General features: G+C 43.7%; 11 protein-coding genes. All 11 read right to left on the bottom strand.

All coding sequences use genetic code 11. From position 1 onward, the window contains the following. Nucleotides 1–1,618: 1,618 nt before the first annotated feature. Nucleotides 1,619–2,101 carry a helix-turn-helix transcriptional regulator gene (locus GGR28_RS18595; RefSeq protein WP_183497340.1) on the bottom strand — a complete coding sequence of 161 codons (483 nt, stop codon included), beginning with the start codon at nucleotides 2,099–2,101 and terminating at the stop codon, nucleotides 1,619–1,621. Next, nucleotides 2,088–2,600: a hypothetical protein gene (locus GGR28_RS18590; protein WP_183497339.1), complete on the bottom strand. Its 513-nt coding sequence runs from the start codon at nucleotides 2,598–2,600 to the stop codon at nucleotides 2,088–2,090. The genes GGR28_RS18595 and GGR28_RS18590 overlap by 14 nt, the downstream gene beginning before the upstream one ends. A gap of 1,494 nt (nucleotides 2,601–4,094) precedes the next feature. Next, a complete protein-coding gene (locus GGR28_RS18585; RefSeq protein WP_183497338.1) occupies nucleotides 4,095–5,042 on the bottom strand; it encodes a TlpA family protein disulfide reductase in 948 nt (315 codons plus the stop codon). Nucleotides 5,043–5,404: 362 nt separating this feature from the next. Continuing rightward, nucleotides 5,405–6,079 carry a hypothetical protein gene (locus tag GGR28_RS18580; protein WP_183497337.1) on the bottom strand — a complete coding sequence of 225 codons (675 nt, stop codon included), beginning with the start codon at nucleotides 6,077–6,079 and terminating at the stop codon, nucleotides 5,405–5,407. Nucleotides 6,080–6,203: 124 nt separating this feature from the next. Continuing rightward, complete coding sequence (locus tag GGR28_RS18575) at nucleotides 6,204–6,743, bottom strand: hypothetical protein (RefSeq protein ID WP_183497336.1); 540 nt, start codon at nucleotides 6,741–6,743, stop codon at nucleotides 6,204–6,206. 1,188 nt (nucleotides 6,744–7,931) lie between these two features. Then, nucleotides 7,932–9,557, bottom strand: a complete 1,626-nt coding sequence (locus tag GGR28_RS18570) for an AAA family ATPase (protein ID WP_183497335.1) — start codon at nucleotides 9,555–9,557, stop codon at nucleotides 7,932–7,934. A 1,639-nt stretch (nucleotides 9,558–11,196) separates the two neighbouring features. Next, a complete protein-coding gene (locus GGR28_RS18565; protein WP_183497334.1) occupies nucleotides 11,197–11,757 on the bottom strand; it encodes a hypothetical protein in 561 nt (186 codons plus the stop codon). Between the two features lie 1,411 nt (nucleotides 11,758–13,168). Then, a complete protein-coding gene (locus tag GGR28_RS18560) occupies nucleotides 13,169–13,630 on the bottom strand; it encodes a DUF3368 domain-containing protein (protein ID WP_183497333.1) in 462 nt (153 codons plus the stop codon). Then, a complete protein-coding gene (locus GGR28_RS18555; protein ID WP_183497332.1) occupies nucleotides 13,623–13,847 on the bottom strand; it encodes a UPF0175 family protein in 225 nt (74 codons plus the stop codon). Before GGR28_RS18555 ends, GGR28_RS18560 begins: the two co-directional genes overlap by 8 nt. Nucleotides 13,848–15,340: 1,493 nt before the next feature. After that, complete coding sequence (locus tag GGR28_RS18550) at nucleotides 15,341–16,219, bottom strand: hypothetical protein (RefSeq protein ID WP_183497331.1); 879 nt, start codon at nucleotides 16,217–16,219, stop codon at nucleotides 15,341–15,343. 7 nt (nucleotides 16,220–16,226) lie between these two features. Next, nucleotides 16,227–18,956 (bottom strand): N-6 DNA methylase, encoded by a 2,730-nt coding sequence (locus GGR28_RS18545; RefSeq protein ID WP_183497330.1) that lies wholly within the window; start codon nucleotides 18,954–18,956, stop codon nucleotides 16,227–16,229. Nucleotides 18,957–20,140 lie beyond the last annotated feature (1,184 nt).

The following is a 20,140-nucleotide window of genomic DNA, read 5'->3' as shown; positions in this document are numbered from 1 at the left end:
CATACGGACCCTTGCGGTAGCGTCATTTCTTGGTTGCCGCTTTCATCTGTTTCGGCACTGCTGAGCGGTCTGGTATGATGGCATATCCGCCAACGGGTGTGCAGACGTCAGCCCGGCTACCACCGACCAACTCTATAGACACCGAAATGTACCAACCTCTCAGTCCCTCCTCAAAACAGAACTCTCCCGCACCCTCGCCGGGTTGGCGTATGCACGGTGTTGGCGGATGTGCTTTATTTTGTTAAATCTCCAGTCCTGGTCGATTGATCAAGGTAATCGGAAAAGTACCTTCATCAATATTGATTCTTATAGATAATCCCTACCGCTTTATCCTGTCATCTGTGACGCGGGCCGACCTCGCTGCGGCAGCTATGGGTTGATCTGGAATGGTGCGACTACTGGACACTAGAGTCTATCCGGCCACCAACGAGGCTGGGTGGGGGTGGCTGGCATCTGCAAAAACCCCCGATAAGGGGAATTTTTGCAGATTGACGCCAGCGCCTGCCAGCCGAACATCCTCGCCACCCACCAGCAATCCGGCTGAACTTTATGGGTGATGATTGATGATGATTGGATAAAGTCGTTAGTGCGGCTGGCAATTTTTTGAGTTGATGTTATCAATTCCTTGTTGCTGATACTGACCCGGCCTGAAGGAATAAATCTTGACGGCTACCGACCAGCTCAAGCTAATATGTAGCTCGCTACGGCTCAATAAATGGTGAGTGTCCAGATCTGTGCGGTAGTGTAATAGCTGTCCTGCAGGCTCATATCTCGGCGACCAGGTTGTGTGTGATAAATAATTCTTGACGGCGACCGAATAATTCTACGGTGAAAGAGTAAACACGGCGGCCATCAGCCAGGTAGAAAGTAATGGTCCGTGCGGTAGCGTAATTCGTATCCTGTGTGCTCAGGTCTCAGCGGTAGCGTTCGTATCCTATAAATAATTCTCAACGGGCTACCAACTAATTCCATGGTGAAAGAGTAAACACGGCGGCCATCAGCCAGGTAGAAAGTAATGGTCCGTGCGGTAGCGTAATTCGTATCCTGTGTGCTCAGGTCTCAGCGGTAGCGTTCGTATCCTATAAATAATTCTCAACGGGCTACCAACTAATTCCATGGTGAAAGAGTAAACACGGCGGCCATCAGCCAGGTAGAAAGTAATGGTCCGTGCGGTAGTGTAATTTCTGTGATGCAGGTTCAGGCTCGGGCAGTAGCGTTCTTGTCCATTCGCTGATTCCAGGCGGCTAATGATCAATTTTAAGCTGAGATAATCATCCACACGGCCATCATCCGGGTGAGTCTGCTGACCTCTGCGGTAGCATACTTTCTTGGTTGCCGCTTTCATCTATTTCGGCACTGCTGAATTGTCTGGTATGATGGCATATCCGCCAACGGGGGCGCCCACGCAGCCGGGGCATCGTTCATTCGAAGTGACTAACTTCAACTCACCCACAAGGGTGCGGCGTGGCGGCATGGAACGAAACCGACCGACCAGCGGGAGGGAGCTTTCGGGCCATTGACGACGCGACGAACCCGGATACCAAGAGCATTCAACCAGCACCACGGCCACCCAGCCCCGGTTGACGCTGGGCGCAATGTTGGGCGCCTTTCTTTTCATTTACTTCATCAATTCCAATAGGCTATATTCATGATCACCCGGTTTCTTGTCTCGGTAGGTGAATAGCTCATTTTTTGACTCAATATGAAGCCAAATGGCTGGCTCTATTCCAAATATTTTACCTGCTTTCATCGCCAAGTCCGGATTGACTTTACGTCTTCCTTTAAGTACCGATATTAGATTCGAATAGTCGTATCCTATATAATCTGAAAATCTTTTCTTAGAAACTCCTACTTTTTCCAGCAACTGCTCGATAAATCTTCCTGCAGGTATAATTGTGTCTTCATCAGACTTCGATAAATATGATTCCATCTGGAACCTGAGTGATAGTAGTTCACTTTCTATCTTTTTTGCTTTCGTTTGTCCCTGGCTTCGGGCAATTATGATCGACTTCAGTGCCTTAAACGCGGAACTGTTCTGGTTGACAAGAGACTCTCCCAGCCCGTTTATTCCCCCTTCGTTTATCACTTTATTCTTCTTCATGGCGGTTAATATTAATCGTTAAATATTTTTTCATCAGTTGTTTTCCAGCTTCCGGATCAAAAAACATATTTTGGCCCATAGCAAATGTCGCTCCGTACTTGTTCTCATATAACTCAATCAGTTGAGTCTTGCTAGTAAATGATAGATAGCCTAAATAATGATTTTTACCTAATTCAAAGCTTTTATAACAAGCAAACGCAATTAGCCCTCCCGCAACGCGGTCGTATCTACCCTGCCTACCGTAGTTGTGAGGAGCTACCTCAATATTGTTCATATACAGCATTTCCTCATTTACCAAGGTTAACATAAGCACTCCCTGAACCATATCAGGATTATCGATCGTAACCAGCTTGTAAAAGTCAGCACCTTCTATTTTACCTAATTTTTGCCAGGTGAACTGCCAACCATCTTTCTTCTTCGGAAGATCAGTCTGTGAAGCTTTTGAGATTATAGCTTCGATTAGTTCCCCATTTGCTACCTCTAATAGATTGAGCTTCATGCACGATGTTTACAACAAAAATAGTGTCTATTTTTGACAACTACAACTTTCTAACTGTCTATTCTTGACAGCTTTGCGGTGATCCCGGACTCCACTTAGAGTCTTCGTCATTTGTCGACTTTGTCGTTTTTCGTGCCGGCCTAATGCCGGCATGGCGCCCAACGGGTGTGCAGACGTCAGCCCGGCTACCACCGACTAGCTCTATCAGCACCGAGACACACCAAGCTCTCACTCCTTCTCCAAGCAGAACCCTCCCCCACCCTCGCCGGGTTGGCGTATGCACGGTGTTGGCGGATGTGCTTTTTATAATTAAATCTCTAGTCTTGGTCGATTGCTCAAGGTAATCGGAGAGGCACCTTCATCAGTATTGATTCTTACAAATAATCCCTGTCGCTCAACCCTCTCGTCTGAAACGCTGGCCGGCCACGCTGCGGCAGCTATGGGTAAATCTGGAATGAGGCCACCATTGAGCACTAAAGACAATCCGGTTACCAGCAAGGCTGGGTGGGGGTGGCTGGCATCTGCAAAAACCCCCGATGAGGGGAATTTTTGCAGATTGACGCCAGCGCCAGCCAGCCGGGCAGCCTCGCCACCCAACAACCATCCGGTGAAAATAGATGGATGATGATTGATCCTGAATGGATAAAGTCGTTGGTGCGGTTGGCAATTTTATGAGTGGATAATATCGATCTTAGTTACTGATTCTAGACTGATCGGAAGAAATAGATCCTTCCGTCCACCGAGTAGCTCAATCTAGGAGTTAGCTCAATGTGAACCACCAATGGTGAGTGTCCTGAGCCGTGCGGTAGCATAATAAGTGTCCTGCGGGCTCAGGCCTCAACGGCAACGTTCGTAGCAAATAAATAATTCTCGACGGCGACCAAATAATTCTACGGTGAAAGAGTAAGCACGGCGGCCATCATCCAGGTAGAAAGAGTTGTCCGTACGGTTGCGTAATAAGTGTCCTGCGTGCTCAGGCATCAACGGCAGCGTTCGTAACAAATAAATAATTCTCAACGGCCACCATCTAACTCAACGGTGAAAGGGTAAGCACAGCCGCCATCTTCCAGGTAGAACGTGGTGGTCGGTGCGGTAGCGTAATACCGGTGATGCGGGTCTTGGTTTGGGCGGTAGCGTTCTTATCAATCACTGATTCTAGCCGGCTACTGGACGACTCAATGCTGACATAGCTATCCTTTTGGCCATCATCCGGGCGAGTTTGCTGATCCTTGCAGTAGCGTAATTTATTGGTTGCCGTTTCTCTCATTTTTCGGTGATGCTGAGTGGTCTGGTATGATGGCATATCCGCCAACGGGGGCGCCCACGTCAGGCCGGGGATCGGGCAAGAACCTTCATTCGGCCCACCCAGAGCCAGCAACGGAGCCCAACCCCTATGCCGGTACTGTGCGGCCCGGCTTGTCGTGGGCGCTATGTTGGGTGCATTATATTTTTCCACATAAAGGCAAGTACTACCATTATACAAACACTATGTACTTACAAATACCGGTCGATAATATCTTCACCTACAAACTTATAATTATTCAAGTGAGAGTTGTACCGTACGTACCCTTCTTTATCAATTAGGATATACTTTGGTACGCCCATGGCCTTGTACATTGTCGCCATTGTACCACTATGTCGACTTGAGCCCTCCTTCCTTCCAGATTCAATGACCTGGGGCCAGTCCAACCCATTTCCATTAACAAACTTTTCCCATATTTCTGGATCTGTATCTAGTGAAATACTGATAATTATGAATCCTTCATTTTCTATGTACTTAGTGTATATTCTTTTTATTTCAGGTATTTCTTTAATACATGGGATGCACCAAGTAGCCCAGAAATCAAGCACAACTACTTTTCCCCGCAGTGAATCTAGACTATATGTTTGGCCTTCTAAGTCAGTTACGTTAAACGTAGGTGCTTTTTGTCCCGGCTGCAGATCCTTGACGCTAGCAATAAACTGTTGAAAGTTCGCGGACAACTCTACAGTTGAAAGACTATCCAAGCGATTCATATATCCTGTTAAATCACTATCGAAATGTTTAAGATAGGATCTTCGATAAATATCACTAATTGTGGTGAAGGCTCGGTGATTGTACTCTCCTGTTTTCTCTTCGAAGCGATCAATGATGGATCGGTAATTTTTCTCCTTTAATAGAATAAAGTAAGAATATAGTTCAGCTTTGTCTGCAGTGATGACATTGCTCTTTCGATCATAATATTCTTGTAAATACGTAACCACCTCGTCGTAGTCTTCAGAGCCAATCGATCCGTCATCGATGCTAGACCAGATAGAATCAATTCTGAAGTTAAATGCTGAGTCTACTTCCGGATTAGTACTCATCTCATGGAGGTAAAATCCAATATCCTGTCCTCGTACGCTCGAACTTGCAGTTCCAATCGTTATGAATAAAAGCGCTAAAGTTTGAGTCCATTTCATCTTCTGTCATTAAAGTTGTTTCAACGGAATTTTAACTATTGGTCAGGAATGGATGAATACTTCATACATGAAGGTAAGAATAATAGTAATCCTATCTTGTATGTTTTTGGCAATTAACTGGTTCGTTGACTGTTTACCATTACTGCCAAACCCAGTTAACCTTCATTCTTTGTGCATTTGATTGTTCTGGGAGTAGGTCGTTGCACCCAACGGGGGCGCCCACGCAGGCCGGCTACCACCGACCAGCATCCTGATCTTGACAATCTTTTGGTCAGCTTTTAAAGCCTTCTTCGACACCCAAAAGCACCACCGCCGGCTTGACGGTGGCGCGATGTTCTGCGCATTTTATTATCTACAACCATCTAACTGTTCCAGCAACTTTCTAAATCATCGTTTTGTAGCCGAAATATATAACAATCTACTCCACTACCTGTCTCAATGCGCCAAATCTTTGTGAACTTGTTAAGAGCATCTAAGTCTGCGTTATCGTCGTCGGCATAAATATTAAACGTATATTTTCCATCTCGCTCTTTAAAGTATCCCTCGTTTTCTATAATTGGAGTTTCAATTTTACTTACGTTTCCTATTCGAGAACTCAATTTTGGCAATTGCTTATTAATCTCCTTGAAAAGATGAGAAATCGTCATGGTGAAATTCCGTGAAATCCCACCAACAATAATTATTGTATCTGCAAATTGAAATTGAACAGTTCGTACGTTAAGTCCGCCAATCTTTAATCTCCTTTTTTCTAAATTCTCCAATGCCCGAAACAATGGGCTGAGAATATATCTTTTTGTACCAACTTTGATTACATCCCAGAGAAGACCTGACACTACCAAAGACTTCAAAAAATCTAATAAATCTGAATTGAGGAAGATGGTGATATTAGTCTCTCCACCCTCCGCCGCTGCGGGTAACCAACTAGCTTTATACTGAATACTGATATCGGGGCTTTGATCAATCTCCTTAGTAAATTCGTCAAATCCTTCGTACCACATCGGATTGTAATCAAATACTATATATGCATCGTTTCCCATTTTGGCTTCTTTATGAATTGAGGCATTAAAGATTATACGGCGTTTAACTAGAATATAGTTACCCTATCTAAATTAAAGTAGCAGCGCAATAAAGGTAAAAATTTAATGTAGACAAGTTGGAAAATTATATCGGTTCACTTTTGTTGAGTTGCTTATCTAAAACGTAAAGGAATCTATCTATGTCCTTGTACGGCAAATTGATTCTATTACAAAGTTGACTAATATCATCAAGATATTTAAAGTACAACTGGATCATGGCCTGAATATCTGGTCTTTCAATATAAGCTTTCCCGTAAAGGACTCTATAAGCTCTCCTGTCAATAATTTGATAAATGTTAGAATTCCGGAATCTCAAAAATGTTGATGCCATTGGAAGTCTGACACCTCTCACACCTTTGCTGAGTAGTCTTATGAGAATTTGTTCGGTGAGATCAATATCCATCACCTCTACATTTGCATCTATTTTGTTTAATAGTTCAAGAGTTGTAGAATCGATCTCTGCATACCTATTAATCTTCCACAAGACTATTTCATTAATTTTATTTTGGTCGATGTATCCTTTGTAGCGATCTAACTGCGAAGTCAAATTTTCTTGATATGAAAATTGTTTCAATAATTGCGCAGGTTCAAGCGCGTCTAGATCTAAGTCTTGAATAGTTTTCATTATAGTAATGTGGTTTGTTCACTTTGCGCAGAACGGGTGTGCAGACGTCAGCCCGGCTACCACCAGTTAGCTCTATAAGCACCGAGACACACTAACCTCTCACTCTTTCTCCAAACAGAACCCTCCCGCACCCTCGCCGGGTTGGCGTATGCACGGTGTTGGCGGATGTGCTTCTTTTTTAATAAATTTCTTGTCCTGGTCGATTGCTCAAGGTAACTGGACAGGTACCTTTATCAGTATTAATTCTTATAAATAATCCCTATACCACTCTACCTCTCGTCTACAACGCTAGCGATCACGCTGCGGCAGCTATGGGTAGATCTGGAATGAGGCCACCACTGACCGATAAAGACAACCCGGTAACCAGCAAGGCTGGGTGGGGATGGCTGGCATCTGCAAAAACCCCCGATGAGGGGAATTTTTACAGATTGACGCCATCCCCACCCAGCCGGTCATCCTCGCCGCCCACCTGCAATCCGCCTGAAATTTATGGTTGATGATGGATGGTGAATGGATAAAGTCGTTGGTGCGGCTGGCAATTTTGTGACTGGATGATATCGATTCTTTGTTGCTGATCCTGGCTTGGTTAAGAGAAATAGATCCTTCCGTCCACCGACTAGCTCAACCTGGAATCTAGCTCAATGCGGACCACTAAATGGTGAGTGTCCAGAGCCGTGCGGTAGCATAATAGGTGTCCTGCGGGCTCAGGTTTCGGCGGTAGCGTTCGTGTTCTATAAATAATTCTCAACGGCTACCAGCCAACTCAACGGTGAAGGGCAAGCACGGCGGCTATCTTCCAGGTAAAAACTGGTGGTCTGGGCGGTAGCGTAATATGTATGATGCGGGTTCAGGTCTGCGCGGTAGCGTCCTTGTCCACTCGCTGATTCTAGCCGGCTACCGAATGACTCAAGCCTGAAGTAATCATCCTCTCGACCATCATCCGGGCAAGCACGCTGATCCCCTTGCGGTAGCGTAATTTCTTGGTTGCCGCTTTTACTAATTTCGGCATTGCTGGTCTGTATAATATGATGGCATATCCGCCAACGGGGGCGCCACCGCAGGCCGGCTTTACCGGTCCGCATCCGGATCTTGACCAACTCCTAGGCAACTTTTAAAGGTTTCATCGACACCTGAAAAGGTTTATTGCCGGCTTGACGATGGCGCGGTGTTGGGCGATTGCAATTGTAACTACAGTAATCTTCTTTTGATTACTTCGATCAGGTTTTGGTGAATATCTTCAAATGCAAGAATTTCCTCCTTCTTCATATAGTTAGCTACAACCCTATAATTATTTTCATTTTTCTTTAGCCCCTTAATTTTACATTTTAAAGGAAGTTTGCCATCAACAATGCTTTCTCTTAAAATGTCAGGTAATCCTTTCTCAAAAAACTTTGTCAAAGCTTCCACGCTGAAGTAGTTCTCAATACCATATCCATCAAGCTTGCACAAACTAGCATTAGGTACACCTTCAATTTTCCGGCCTATGATTGCTCTAGCTTTCCTACTCTCTTTATTGTCATCACCATCAACAACGACTATAACAGCTCTGTAGCTTTTACAAAAAGTATTATAGTTTACGTCACTCAAACCGTTAATATGGCCAAATGAAATTACCTTAATTTGATCAGAATTATCAATTCCCGCAGTATTAATAAATTCTTCAATAACTGGGACATCTGTTTTTCCTTCAACCAAAACTACAACCTCTGACAGCAGATTATCTGAGGTTAAATAACCTAAATCATGTAAGGCAATTGCTTTATCATTAACCTTTGTTATATGGATGCACCCATTAATTTGCTTAGTCATAAAAATCGTATCAACAAAACTTGTGTCGAGTAGTGTACTTGAGTGAGTGGTATAAATTACTTGAGGTTTGACCTTGAATTTGAGAAAATGCAATAGCTTTCTTTGCCAGGCAGGATGAATATGATTTTCAGGTTCCTCAATTAAAATGACATCATTTTTTGTCAGATAACAGTTGGTCACAATGAATAACAAGTCTCGTAATCCTATACCCGATTCGTCAGCATCGTACCAGCCCCCGCTAGAGTTCTTAAAGTATAAAGCTACCTGTCCACCACCGATATGCGAGATATCAAAATCTGTGTCATTAACAATATCTACAAATGATGATTGTATCCTCTCAAATGCAATTCTGTCTTGACTGTTTGGAACTGAATTCTTCAACTTAAATAGAACGTCCACTAGATGAAGTGGGTCATTAAACTTAGTTTGCTTGTCTTCTGGAGAGATTGAATCTTTTGTTGTTACATGCCTTTTGGCCTCAATAATACCTGAAAATCTATACTCTTTTTCAAGCTTATTTATCAAAGCTTGCACAGTCATATCCGTGAAGCTATTTGAAATCAGGGCATCTATTCGGTCTTTATGTTGATATATAGGAATCGCATCATCTGTTCCGTGGAAGTATCTAACTATTTTTTCCACAAGTTTATCGGATTGAGCTTCCCACTTTATGTCGCCATTTTCAATAATATATTTTTCTAGGAGATCTTTTGCTTTGTACAAATGTTTTACGGAAACCGATGATAAACCGGACGAAGTGAGTAGTGCTTCATTATTTACTCTGATTCTCTTAGAGAACGTTACAGAAGACTTTTCATCAAAAGATAATTCTCTTACTTGATCAATCCCTATTCTAATATCAACTATTCTGTTTGTTTTACTCGCTATGCGTTTGAGCAGGTAAGATTTACCACTGTTATTCTGACCACATATAGCATTTACCTTGCCGAGTCCTGCTAGGAATCCATTTATCGTTTCTTCTTTAAAGTTAATCGTAGCAACCATTAAATATTATTTATTCGTACGCGTGATAGCAGTTTGTCTAGACTTTTGATGGTGAGATAAGTGAGGTTTATCGAAGCATTCATCATTACTCTTAACAGGATTACCTCATTCATCGGACCGCCTTTGATGGCGGGCTGTCGCCCAACGGGTGTGCAGACGTCAGCCCGGCTACCACCAACAAGCTCTATAAGCACCGAGACACACTAACCTCTCACTCCTTCTCCAAACAGAACCCTTCCGCACCCTCGCCGGGTTGGCGTATGCACGGTGTTGGCGGATGTGCCTTTCTTTTAAATAAATCCTTAATCCTGGTCGAACGTCCAAGGTAAGCGGGAAAGCACCTATATCAGTTTTGTTCTTTACAAATAATCCCGGCCCCTCTACCCTGTCATCTGTGACGGTGGCATCCATACTGCGGCAGCTATGGGTAAATCTGGAATGGAGCCACCTCTGGGCACTAGAGTCAATCCGGTTACCAGCGAGGCTGGGTGGGGGTGGCTGGCATCTGCAAAAACCCCCGAGGAGGGGAATTTTTGCAGATTGACGCCAGCGCCAGCCAGCCGGGCATCCTCGCCGCCCACCAGCAATCCGGCTGAACTTTATGGTGGATGATTGATGATGGATGGATAAAATCTAGGTGCGACTGGTAATTATTTGAGTTGATAATATCAATCTCTTTATGCTGATTCTGGCCTGCCCTGAAGAAATAAATCTTGACGGCCACCGACCAGCTCAATCTAATAATTACTTCAATGCGGCTGAATAAATACTGAGTGTCCAGAGCCGTGCGGTAGCATAATAAGTATCCTGCGTGCTCAGGTTTCGGCGGTAGCGTTCGTGTTCTATAAATAATTCTCAACGGCCACCAGCTAGCTCAACGTTGAAAGGGTAAGCACGGCGGCTTCTTTTAAGTAGATAGTGGTGGTCCGTGCGGTAGCGTAAATAGTGTCCTGTATGCTCAGGTTTCGGCGGTAGCGTTCGTGTCCTATAAATAATTCTCAACAGCTGCCAACTAATTCAACGGTGAAAGGGTAAGCACGCCGGCCATCTTTCAAGTAAAAAGTGGTGGTTCGTGCGGTAGCGTAATATCTGTGATGTCAGATGAGGCTCGAGCGGTAGCGTTCTCGTCAATTCGGTGATTCTAAGCGGCTACCGAACGACTTGATACGGAGGTAATCATCCTCTCGACCATCATCCAGGTAAGCATTCAGACCCTTGCGGTAGCGTCATTTCTTGGTTTCCGCTTTCATTTATTTCGGCCCTGCTGGGTTGTCTGGTATGATGGGATATCCGCCAACGGGGGCGGCCACGCCGTGCCGGGAAGGACCCCGATAATCTTTGGTTCAACTCAAGGTACATGATCGAAGCCAACAGACGCTACCCTACCCGCCAGCCCCGGCATGGACGTGGCCGCAATGTTGGCTGACGTCCTTTTATTTATGGAGCGATAGCGACTGTTTCTACGCGGTAGCTCTTCTAGAGTTGTGCAGGCCGCTCTCGGCCAGTAGCGGCACCAGATATTGCAGGAGCTACAGTAATCTAATTCGTTTTATCTACCGAGAGCGTCAGTACGCCGCACCTATACCTATACCTATACCTATACCTGCGAACTAATTTTACGATGCACTCCAGTCTGCATTTACTTCACAAAAATTTCTTCTCCGTCTAGATTGAACCTGTACCTGTTGCCTTCAAAGTCAGTGGCTAATATGATGTTATTTTCAATTTTAAAGTCATCACTAACTCCATCTATCGTCGCGAAGATATCTTTCCCAATCTTCTGCCAGATTAGCTGTCCGTTACCAGCTAGTCGCGATATGCTCATTTCCCCATGAATGATATAGTCATCGTTGATTTCAAATATTTCAAAGCAGGTGATGCGATCAGCCTGTGTGACCCATAATAGTTTCAGACTAGGTAAAGAAAGTTTGAAAACCAAATTTGAACAGCAGATTGCGATCCCATCTTCATGGACAACTTGAGATTTTTCGTGGATGCACGTAGTCCCCTCTGTACCGGCAATTAAAGCCCCTCGAAGTCGTACATCATTTTTGTAGATGGCGATGCCGATTTGCACAGTTGGTTGTCCCTCACCAAAAATGTACTGGTGATCAAATAAAGTAACATTATCATGTGAACCCCTATGATATGAATTTTCAAGAGTTAGCTTGATTTCATATTCACCAATCTTGTATATCATTTATCCAGTTTTGAGCTGTCGGTTTTCTTGTCCTGCGGGGTATGGATGTCAGCCAACGGGTGTGCAGACGTCAGCCCGGCTACCACCGACCCGCTCTATCGGCACCGAGACACAATAACCTCTCACTCCTTCTTCCAACAGAACCCGCCCCCACCCTCGCCGGGTTGGCGTATGCACGGTGTTGGCGGATGTGCTCCTTTTTATTAAATCTCTAGTCCTGGTCGATTGTCCAAAATAAGCGGGAAAGCACCTATATCAGTTTTGTTCTTAACAAATAATTCCGGCCCTCTAACCCTGTCATCTGTGACGCGGGCAACCTCGCTGCGGCAGCTATGGGTAAATCTGGAATGGTGCCACTACTGGGCATTAAATGTCAATCCGGTTACAAGCAAGGCTGGGTGGGGGTGGCTGGCATCTGCAAAAACCCCCGAGCAGGGGAATTTTTGCAGATTGACGCCAGCGCCACCCAGGCGGGCATCCTCGTCACCCACCAGTAATCCGGCTGAAATTTATGGTGGATGGATTGATGATGAATGGATGAAGTCATTGGTGCGTCTGGTAATGTTATGTGAATGATATCGATTCTTTGTTTTGATCCTGGCCGGAAGAAATAAATCTTGACGGCCACCGACGAGTCAGGCTAGTATGTAGCTCACTGCGGTTCACTAAACGGTGAGTGTCCTGAGCCGTGCGGTAGCATAATAATTGTCCTGCGGGCTCAGGCCTCAACGGCAGCGTTCGTAACAAATAAATAATTCTAAGCGGCTACCAGCTAACTCAACGTAGAAAGGGTAAGCACGACGGCTATCTTCTAGGTAGATAGTGGTGGTCCGTGCGGTAGCGTAATAAGTGTCCTGCGGGCTCAGGTCTCGGCGGTAGCGTTCGTGTCCTGTAAATAATTCTCACCGGTTGCCAACTAATTCAACGGTGAAAGGGAAAGCACGCCGGCCATCTTCCAGGTAAAAAGTGGTGGTTCGTGCGGTAGCGTAATAGCTGTGATGTCAGATCAGGCTCGAGCGGTAGCGTTCTCGTCAATTCGGTGATTCTAAGCGGCTACCGAACGACTTGATACGGAGGCAATCATCCTCTCGACCATCATCCGGGTAAGCATGCTGACCCTTGCGGTAGCGTAATCTCTTGGTTGCCGCTTTCATTTATTTAGGCACTGCTGAGTTGTCTGGTATGATGGCATATCCGCCAACGGGGGCGCCCACGCAGCCGGGGCTTCAACACTAGATGGTATTAACTCAACCCAACCCATGAGCGGGGGCGGCGCGGCGGCATGGACCGAAACCGACCAGCGGGAGCTTTCGGGCCATTGGCGACGGGACATACCCGCGGGCCAAATAGAAACCAACCCACACTCCCCTCCCTTCGCCCCGGTTGACGCTGGGCGCGGTGTTCGGCGCATTTACTTTTCTTTCATTTCCCTTAGCGCCAGTTCATATATCTTCTCCGACAAGCGGAATCCCTGCTCCCGTAAGTTGTCCAGTTTGTCTTTGCCCGACGAGATCAGGTCACGCTGCTTCGCTCGGATCAAGATTCCAATCAATCCGGTGATCACTATACCCAATGACTTAGCTCTCCTTCTTCCTTTTCGTTCGTCGATGATGAGTAGAGTGTTCTCCAGTGCAAGAGCCAAGGCTATTGAACTAGCCTCCCCGGCGTCCAAACTAGGCAAAAGCGATCGGTAGACATCCCTGTTATAGTTGTCGTCAACTCGGATCCAATCCGGAAGATCTATTGCTGCCTCTTCTTTGACTATGGTGGTTACCTCGACGTGTCCATACAGCTCGTGCAACAACTCCAGGCTAGTGAGATTATGTAGACCGATGAGCGTGCTTGCGTCGGCAATAACGATCCGATCAGGCATTAGCGATGTCTTCTAGAAGATCATCTTCCTCCGTCTGAAACGCGGCCACTCCGTACTGTCCAAGCAACTCGATGAACGAGCGTCGGCTGATCCCTACGATCTGAGCTCCCTGTCCGGAAGTGATGATGCCTTCCTCAAATAACTTACTGGCGAACATCATCTTCAGATCAAAATCTGTAGTAGTTAAGTCGGCCGGTAATTCAACGTGGAAGCCCATAGGGGGTCTGTTTTATGCTCAAACAACCATCAAGATAGGGAAGTTGCCAAGATTCGGGCTGATTCAGCCAGTGCTGTCGATCAGCATACTGGTGAAGTGCCCTCCTCATGCTGTAGTTTTATAGTAGGGTAAACTGCCGTTGGAATCAGATCGTCTAGCTGCCCCCTTCTGATGTCGTAATAATAAATCTTCATAGCGCAGTGTCCTTCTTCACTCTTGCCCAACTGCACTTTCGATGACATCTTTCATGGTGTGACGCCTATCCCTTGCGGGAGCTTATAGTGGGATATACTGCCGTTGAAATCAGTTCTCTTAGCTGCCCTGATCGTTTAATTTTCTGTGAACCCGCGGTTGAGTTTATCTGTTGGACCAAACCCGCACCTAGCCAGCTATAGTGTTGTGGTTGTGGATGCGGTTGCGCCGAACGGGTGTGCATACGTCAGCCCGGCTACCACCGACTAGCGCTACGAGAACCGAGACACACCAACCTCTCACTCCTTCGCCAAACAGAACCCTCCCGCACCCTCGCCGGGTTGGCGTATGCACGGTGTTGGCGGATGTGCTTCTTTTTTAATAAATTTCTTGTCCTGGTCGATTGCTCAAGGTAATCGAAAAGGTTCCTTCATCAGTATTGATTCTTACAAATAATCCCTACCGCTTTATCCTGTCATTGGTGACGCGGGGAGCCTCGCTGCGGCAGCTATAGGTAAATCTGGAATGGGGCCACTATTAAGCACTAAAGTCAATCCGGATACCATCGAGGTTGGGTGGGGGTGGCTGGCATCTGCAAAAACCCCCGATGAGGGGAATTTTTGCAGATTGACGCCAGCGCCAACCAGCCGGACACCCTCGCCACCTACCAACTATCCGGCTAAAATTGATGGGTAATGATGGTTAGTGAATGGATGAAATCTTGGTGCGTCTGGTAATTTTGTGAGTGGATGATAACGATTCCTTGTTACCGATCCTGGCCTGGCCTGAAGAAATAAATCTTGACGGCGACCGAATGATTCTACGGTGAAAAAGTAAGCACGGCGGCCATCAGCCAGATAGAAAGTAATGGTCTGTGCGGTAGCGTAATTCGTGTCCTGTGTGCTCAGGTCTCAGCGGTAGCGTTCGTATCCTATAAATAATTCTCAACGGCTACCAACTAATTCCACGGTGAAAGAGTAAGCACGGCGGCCATCAGCCAGGTAGAAAGTGATGGTCCTGCGGTAGCATAATATCTGTGACGCGGGTTCAGGATCGGGCGGTAGCATTCTTATCCACTAACTGATGGTGAATGGCTACTGAAGCCAAGGTATTGAATTTGTCTACCTATTGACCACCATCCGGATAAGTATGCTGACCCTTGCGGTAGCATAATTTCTTGGTTGCCGCTTTCATTTATTTCGGCACTGCTGAGTCGTCTGGTATGATGGCATATCCGCCAACGAGTGCAGCCACGCCGTGCGCCTAAGCGCATGGACGCTGGCTGCGGTGTTGGTGGCATTTTATTTTAGTATTTTCTCAGACCATAAAATCAATTCTGAAATTAATCCTCGTAGAGCAGTTAAGGTATGAACTGATAATGTATATTGGTTAGGGTCATAATGTACGTATTCTCCACATGACCTATAAATAGTCCTTGCGGCATGCTCTATAGTGGAATTCTGATAAACCGTAGTTGTTGGTCTAAACCTATTTCTGGGGTTTCTATTTCCAGATAGATGATTCATGAGTTTATTGAAGTCAATCATTCCGTCTCCTTTGAACATATCTGCTCCAATAATCTGCGGCTTTACCCCATTAATTGTCTTATAAATTAACTCTTGGAGTGTACGCATATCTCTAAGGTGTCCACCATATCTTGTCTGACTTAATGAAGCTATATCAGTTTGAATAATTTGATAAAATAGTCTTTTACCTGTATCATTTAAGTATCCATTATTGAATACATTAATAACAGCTTCGTATGTTTTTTCAAGTCTACTTAATTCTAATCCAGATATAGTTTCATTGATTATTAGCCATAGATCACGTAAACCTTCAGGTGTTTTTAAAAATATTTTCTCAGTATTAAATGTACGTTTCAAACTTGTAAATTCATCTTCATCGGCAGTAAAGATTACTCTAAAAAGTTCAGGATACTCCTTATTAAGTAAAGTCAAAGCTCTACCAATAAATTCTGGTCGTTCAACTTCGTCATCTTCACGTAAATATGCTTTTATATCTAAAACGATGCATACTGAGTCAAAACCATGAACTTTCAAAATTTCAGTAAGCCTTTCATAAGAACGCCCATGTACTACTGCATAGCCATTTTTAGCAGATTCAGTGATAAAATTTTGTGCAAAATCTAAGCGATCTTCAATTAATATAATTTTATTCATAGTGACATTATTTTACTGGGAAAATGAAGGTAATTAAAATAGGCTTATTCGTATCATTTCTGATATGCATTTTACCATCGTGTAAAGATACTATACGTTCTATATAGTTACCGCCTATCCCTGAACCATTACTGTTGCTTCCTTTGGTAAAAGGTTCTAAAAATTCGTTTGGCTTTAATTTAAATGGCTTACCATTGTTGGTATATGCAATTTCGATATATTCATTTTGCTCAATTCCTTTTATTGAAAAAGAAATTTGCCTACGCTTATTTCTGGTGACGTCAAATGCGTGTTGACTCGCATTTATTATTAATTGTTCTATTAACTCTCTAAAAGAGGTTCTACTTATAGTTATTTCAAATTCCTCTCCTTTTACATTGTATTTTATATTATTCTCTTCGATTACGTGTGAAGTACTCATCACATCTTCTATAAATGATTTAATTTCTACAGTTTCGAGCTGTAGATCTTTTAATTCTAAATTCATTACTTTATCTACGTTACTCAGCACGTTATTTAAATGTTGAGTAGAATCAGTAAGATTATTGATATACTGTTCCAAGGAGAGGTTCTCTATAGGAGAAGCTCCTTCTACTGAATCAATTTGCCTCATAACATCCTCACTGAACCTTTTATATTTTCCAATTTTATGCTCTGCAACGATATCTCGTATACCTTCTGCTTTCATATTGATGGACATTAAATTTGGCCTAAGTTGATGTATCAAAGTTTTTACTATGTTTCTTTGTGCTTCTCTTGCTTGATCTTTAAATCCAGCTGCGGCTATCCTCTCACTAACCTTTCTTTGTTCCGATGCTACGATCGATGCCCTAGCCGTGTTTATCTGACTAAGTTGTTGTTCTAGTGAAGGCAAAGGAATTATTATCCTACGTAACGTTGTTAGTGATAAAGTCTTGAAAGCTCCACCACTACGTGAAGCATCTATCTGAACATTAACTACATCGTCGTAAAGTTGATAATAGATATACTCCAAATTGTATAGCCCTTCAGACTTAGGGGTTAAAGAAACAACATTATTATGAATAGCTATTGCAGGAACCTCCATTGATGGATTAAAGATAGTTGGCTTTATGCTGTCTCCTATTTTGGCAATTAATATAGAAGTAGTAGTTACGAAACTAGAAGAAGTTAAATCATTAGGAGAGACATAAACTACTCCGCTCAGATCGAGATTTCTATCGAGTACATTCTCTGATAAATTCTCGATTTTGACGTATGGCACTTTTGAATTTTGGGTGTTGGAGGACAATAGATATTCAGACTGCTTGATATATTTACCACTTCTTAGAGTAAACAATTCACCCAGTGTATACCCTTCTTCATCTTCTAAGATTTTCTGGATAGATAAAACCTCGTAACTATATTGCTTATAAATTAGTTGAAACCCGCTATTGAGTTCGGAATAATTAACTTCACTCATGAATTCTGGGTACAAATCGTCATTGACTGTAATTAGAGAATCAACTATATCAACTAAGTTATATTTCCCACTACCCGTTTCTCTATCGAGTATTTCGCCATTGATGAATCGTAGTTTATCTTCATTGTGCTTATCATCGAAAATTAGTAAACTAGAATCATAGCTCCTAGACTTACTTTTTGGAAGTTGGACGACAGCCCTCAAATTATGATTTTTAATTAAATAGTTCCTGAATTTTGATAACGCACCACTTTGCTGTAAGATTGAGTTCGGAACTATCAGTAAAGCAACCCCACCAATATTTTTTAATTTTAAGCAGTGAAGGATCATCATACTAAGTTCGCTAAACTTATTTGGGACTTTTAGCCCATGAGCGTATAAGGCATCTTGTGCAAATCTTTGATATGATTTCCTCATAGACAGCGGCAAATCGGCAATAATTATATCTCCATATTCTTCTACTTGAAATATATCAGTGTTTTCTAACTTCGCATAATCTATTTTCTGAAGCTTAATATTTAAATAAGCTAGTAAAAGCGCCAAACCGTTTAAGTCATTACCATATACCTGTATTCTATCATTATAAAATAACGAAACAAGATCTAGTGTAACTGCTCCAATGCCAATTACGGGATTGATTATAGAGTTAGGATTTGAGTTAGTATAAGCCGCTAATTCAGTGACTATTTTAGATATTTTTGATGGCGTTGTATGTAAATTAGATTTCTTCGACTCAATTTGTCTTAATTGATAGCTAAAATAAAATGCGAATTCCTTCAGAGGATACATTGATGACTCTAACTTTGCATAGCTCAGTACTTGATTAAGTCTTTTCTTATCGTTTTTCGACAAAGTCGAGGTTGCCTGATTTATTATTGAAGTTGCTGTTCTTACTAATTCACTTGACAAGTTTTTATCAATGGTAATATTATTAGAATTAAAAATGCTACCAATAATATATTGAAAGTCAAATTCAACATCAACATATTTAGAATTATTTTCGTCGTGCGACAGTCTAATTATACTTTGAATTATTATGGTAGCAGTATGACTATCAAAGTAACTAAAACTGTTATTAAGGATTGATATAATTTCATAATATTGGACTTTATAATCTCTCCAAGAAGGCTTTTGCGTATCTATCAAGTCATAACCAGAAATTATTATTCTTTGGAAATTAGAATCATTAGCAATTAGATCTTCTATCATTTCTATACTAAATTGATCGCCTATTTTCTTTGCATCCCATATTTTCATTGGGAGATGATCAATTAATAAGTCAATATTCATTTCCATTTTATGATTTTACCTCAATATAGGAATTATTTATTGCCACCAACGGGGGTGCAGACGTCAGCCCGGCTACCACCGACCAGCTCTATAAGCACCGAGACACACCAACCTCTCATTCCTTCTCCAATCAGAACCCTCCCCCACTCTCGCCGGGTTGGCGTATGCACGGTGTTGGCGGATGTGCTTTTTATAATTAAATCCCTAATCCTTGTCGATTGCTCAAGGTAACCGGAAAGGCACCTTCCTCAGTGTCGTTCTTTATAATAATTCCTGCTACTCTACCTCTTGTGGGTGAGGCGGGCGACCACGTTGCGGTAGCTATGGATTAATCTGAAATGAGGCCATCATCGAGCATTAAGGATCATCTAACTACCCGGGAGGCTGGGTGGAGATGGCTGGCATCTGCAAAAACCCCCGAGAAGGGGAATTTTTGCAGATTGACGCCAGCGCAACCCAGTCGGACATCCTCGCCACCCACCAGCCATCCGGCTTAAATCTATGGTTGATGATGGATGGATAAAATCTTGGGGCGTCTGGTAATTTTTTGAGTTGACGATATCGATTCCTTGTTGTGATCCTGGCCTATCCGGGAGAAATAGATCCTTCCATCCACCGGTTAACTCAATCTGGAATCTAGCCCAATGCGGACCACAAGATGGTGAGTGTCCAGAGCCGTGCGGTAGCATAATAGGTGTCCTGCGGGCTTAGACCTCGGCGGCAGCGTTCGTGTCCTATAAATAATTCTCGACGGCTACCAACTAATTCTACGGTGAAAGGGCAAGCACGGCGGCTATCTTCCAGGTAGATAGTGGTGGTCCGTGCGGTAGCGTAATAAGTGTCCTGCAGGCTCGGATCTCGGCGGCAGCGTTCGTGTCCTATAAATAATTCTCAACGGCTACCAGCTAATCCAACGTTGGAGGGGTAAGCACGGCGGCCATCTTCCAGGTAGATAGTGGTGGTCCGTGCGGTAGCGTAATATCTGTGATGCGGGTTCAGGCTCGGGCAGTAGTGTTCTCGTCCATTCGCTAATTCTAGGCGGCTACCGAATGAATCAGAACTGAAGTAGTCGTCTACTCGACCATCATTCGGGTGAGTATGCTGACCCTTGCGGTAGCGTCATTCCTTGGTTGCCGCTTTCATTTATTTCGGCACTGCTGAGTCGTCTGGTATGATGGCATATCCGCCAA

It is taken from the genome of Neolewinella aquimaris (assembly GCF_014197245.1).
In the GTDB taxonomy this organism is placed as follows: Bacteria; Bacteroidota; Bacteroidia; order Chitinophagales; family Saprospiraceae; genus Neolewinella; species Neolewinella aquimaris.
The sequence above is the reverse complement of the archived record's forward strand: the minus strand, read 5'-3'. Positions and strand labels throughout refer to the sequence as shown.

Bases quoted from the DNA above. Each gene is read 5' to 3' on its own strand.
- GGR28_RS18595 (WP_183497340.1), bottom strand. From the start codon at position 2,101: ATGAAGAAGAATAAAGTGATAAACGAAGGGGGAATAAACGGGCTGGGA.
- GGR28_RS18590 (WP_183497339.1), bottom strand. From the start codon at position 2,600: ATGAAGCTCAATCTATTAGAGGTAGCAAATGGGGAACTAATCGAAGCT.
- GGR28_RS18585 (WP_183497338.1), bottom strand. From the start codon at position 5,042: ATGAAATGGACTCAAACTTTAGCGCTTTTATTCATAACGATTGGAACT.
- GGR28_RS18580 (WP_183497337.1), bottom strand. From the start codon at position 6,079: ATGGGAAACGATGCATATATAGTATTTGATTACAATCCGATGTGGTAC.
- GGR28_RS18575 (WP_183497336.1), bottom strand. From the start codon at position 6,743: ATGAAAACTATTCAAGACTTAGATCTAGACGCGCTTGAACCTGCGCAA.
- GGR28_RS18570 (WP_183497335.1), bottom strand. From the start codon at position 9,557: ATGGTTGCTACGATTAACTTTAAAGAAGAAACGATAAATGGATTCCTA.
- GGR28_RS18565 (WP_183497334.1), bottom strand. From the start codon at position 11,757: ATGATATACAAGATTGGTGAATATGAAATCAAGCTAACTCTTGAAAAT.
- GGR28_RS18560 (WP_183497333.1), bottom strand. From the start codon at position 13,630: ATGCCTGATCGGATCGTTATTGCCGACGCAAGCACGCTCATCGGTCTA.
- GGR28_RS18555 (WP_183497332.1), bottom strand. From the start codon at position 13,847: ATGGGCTTCCACGTTGAATTACCGGCCGACTTAACTACTACAGATTTT.
- GGR28_RS18550 (WP_183497331.1), bottom strand. From the start codon at position 16,219: ATGAATAAAATTATATTAATTGAAGATCGCTTAGATTTTGCACAAAAT.
- GGR28_RS18545 (WP_183497330.1), bottom strand. From the start codon at position 18,956: ATGGAAATGAATATTGACTTATTAATTGATCATCTCCCAATGAAAATA.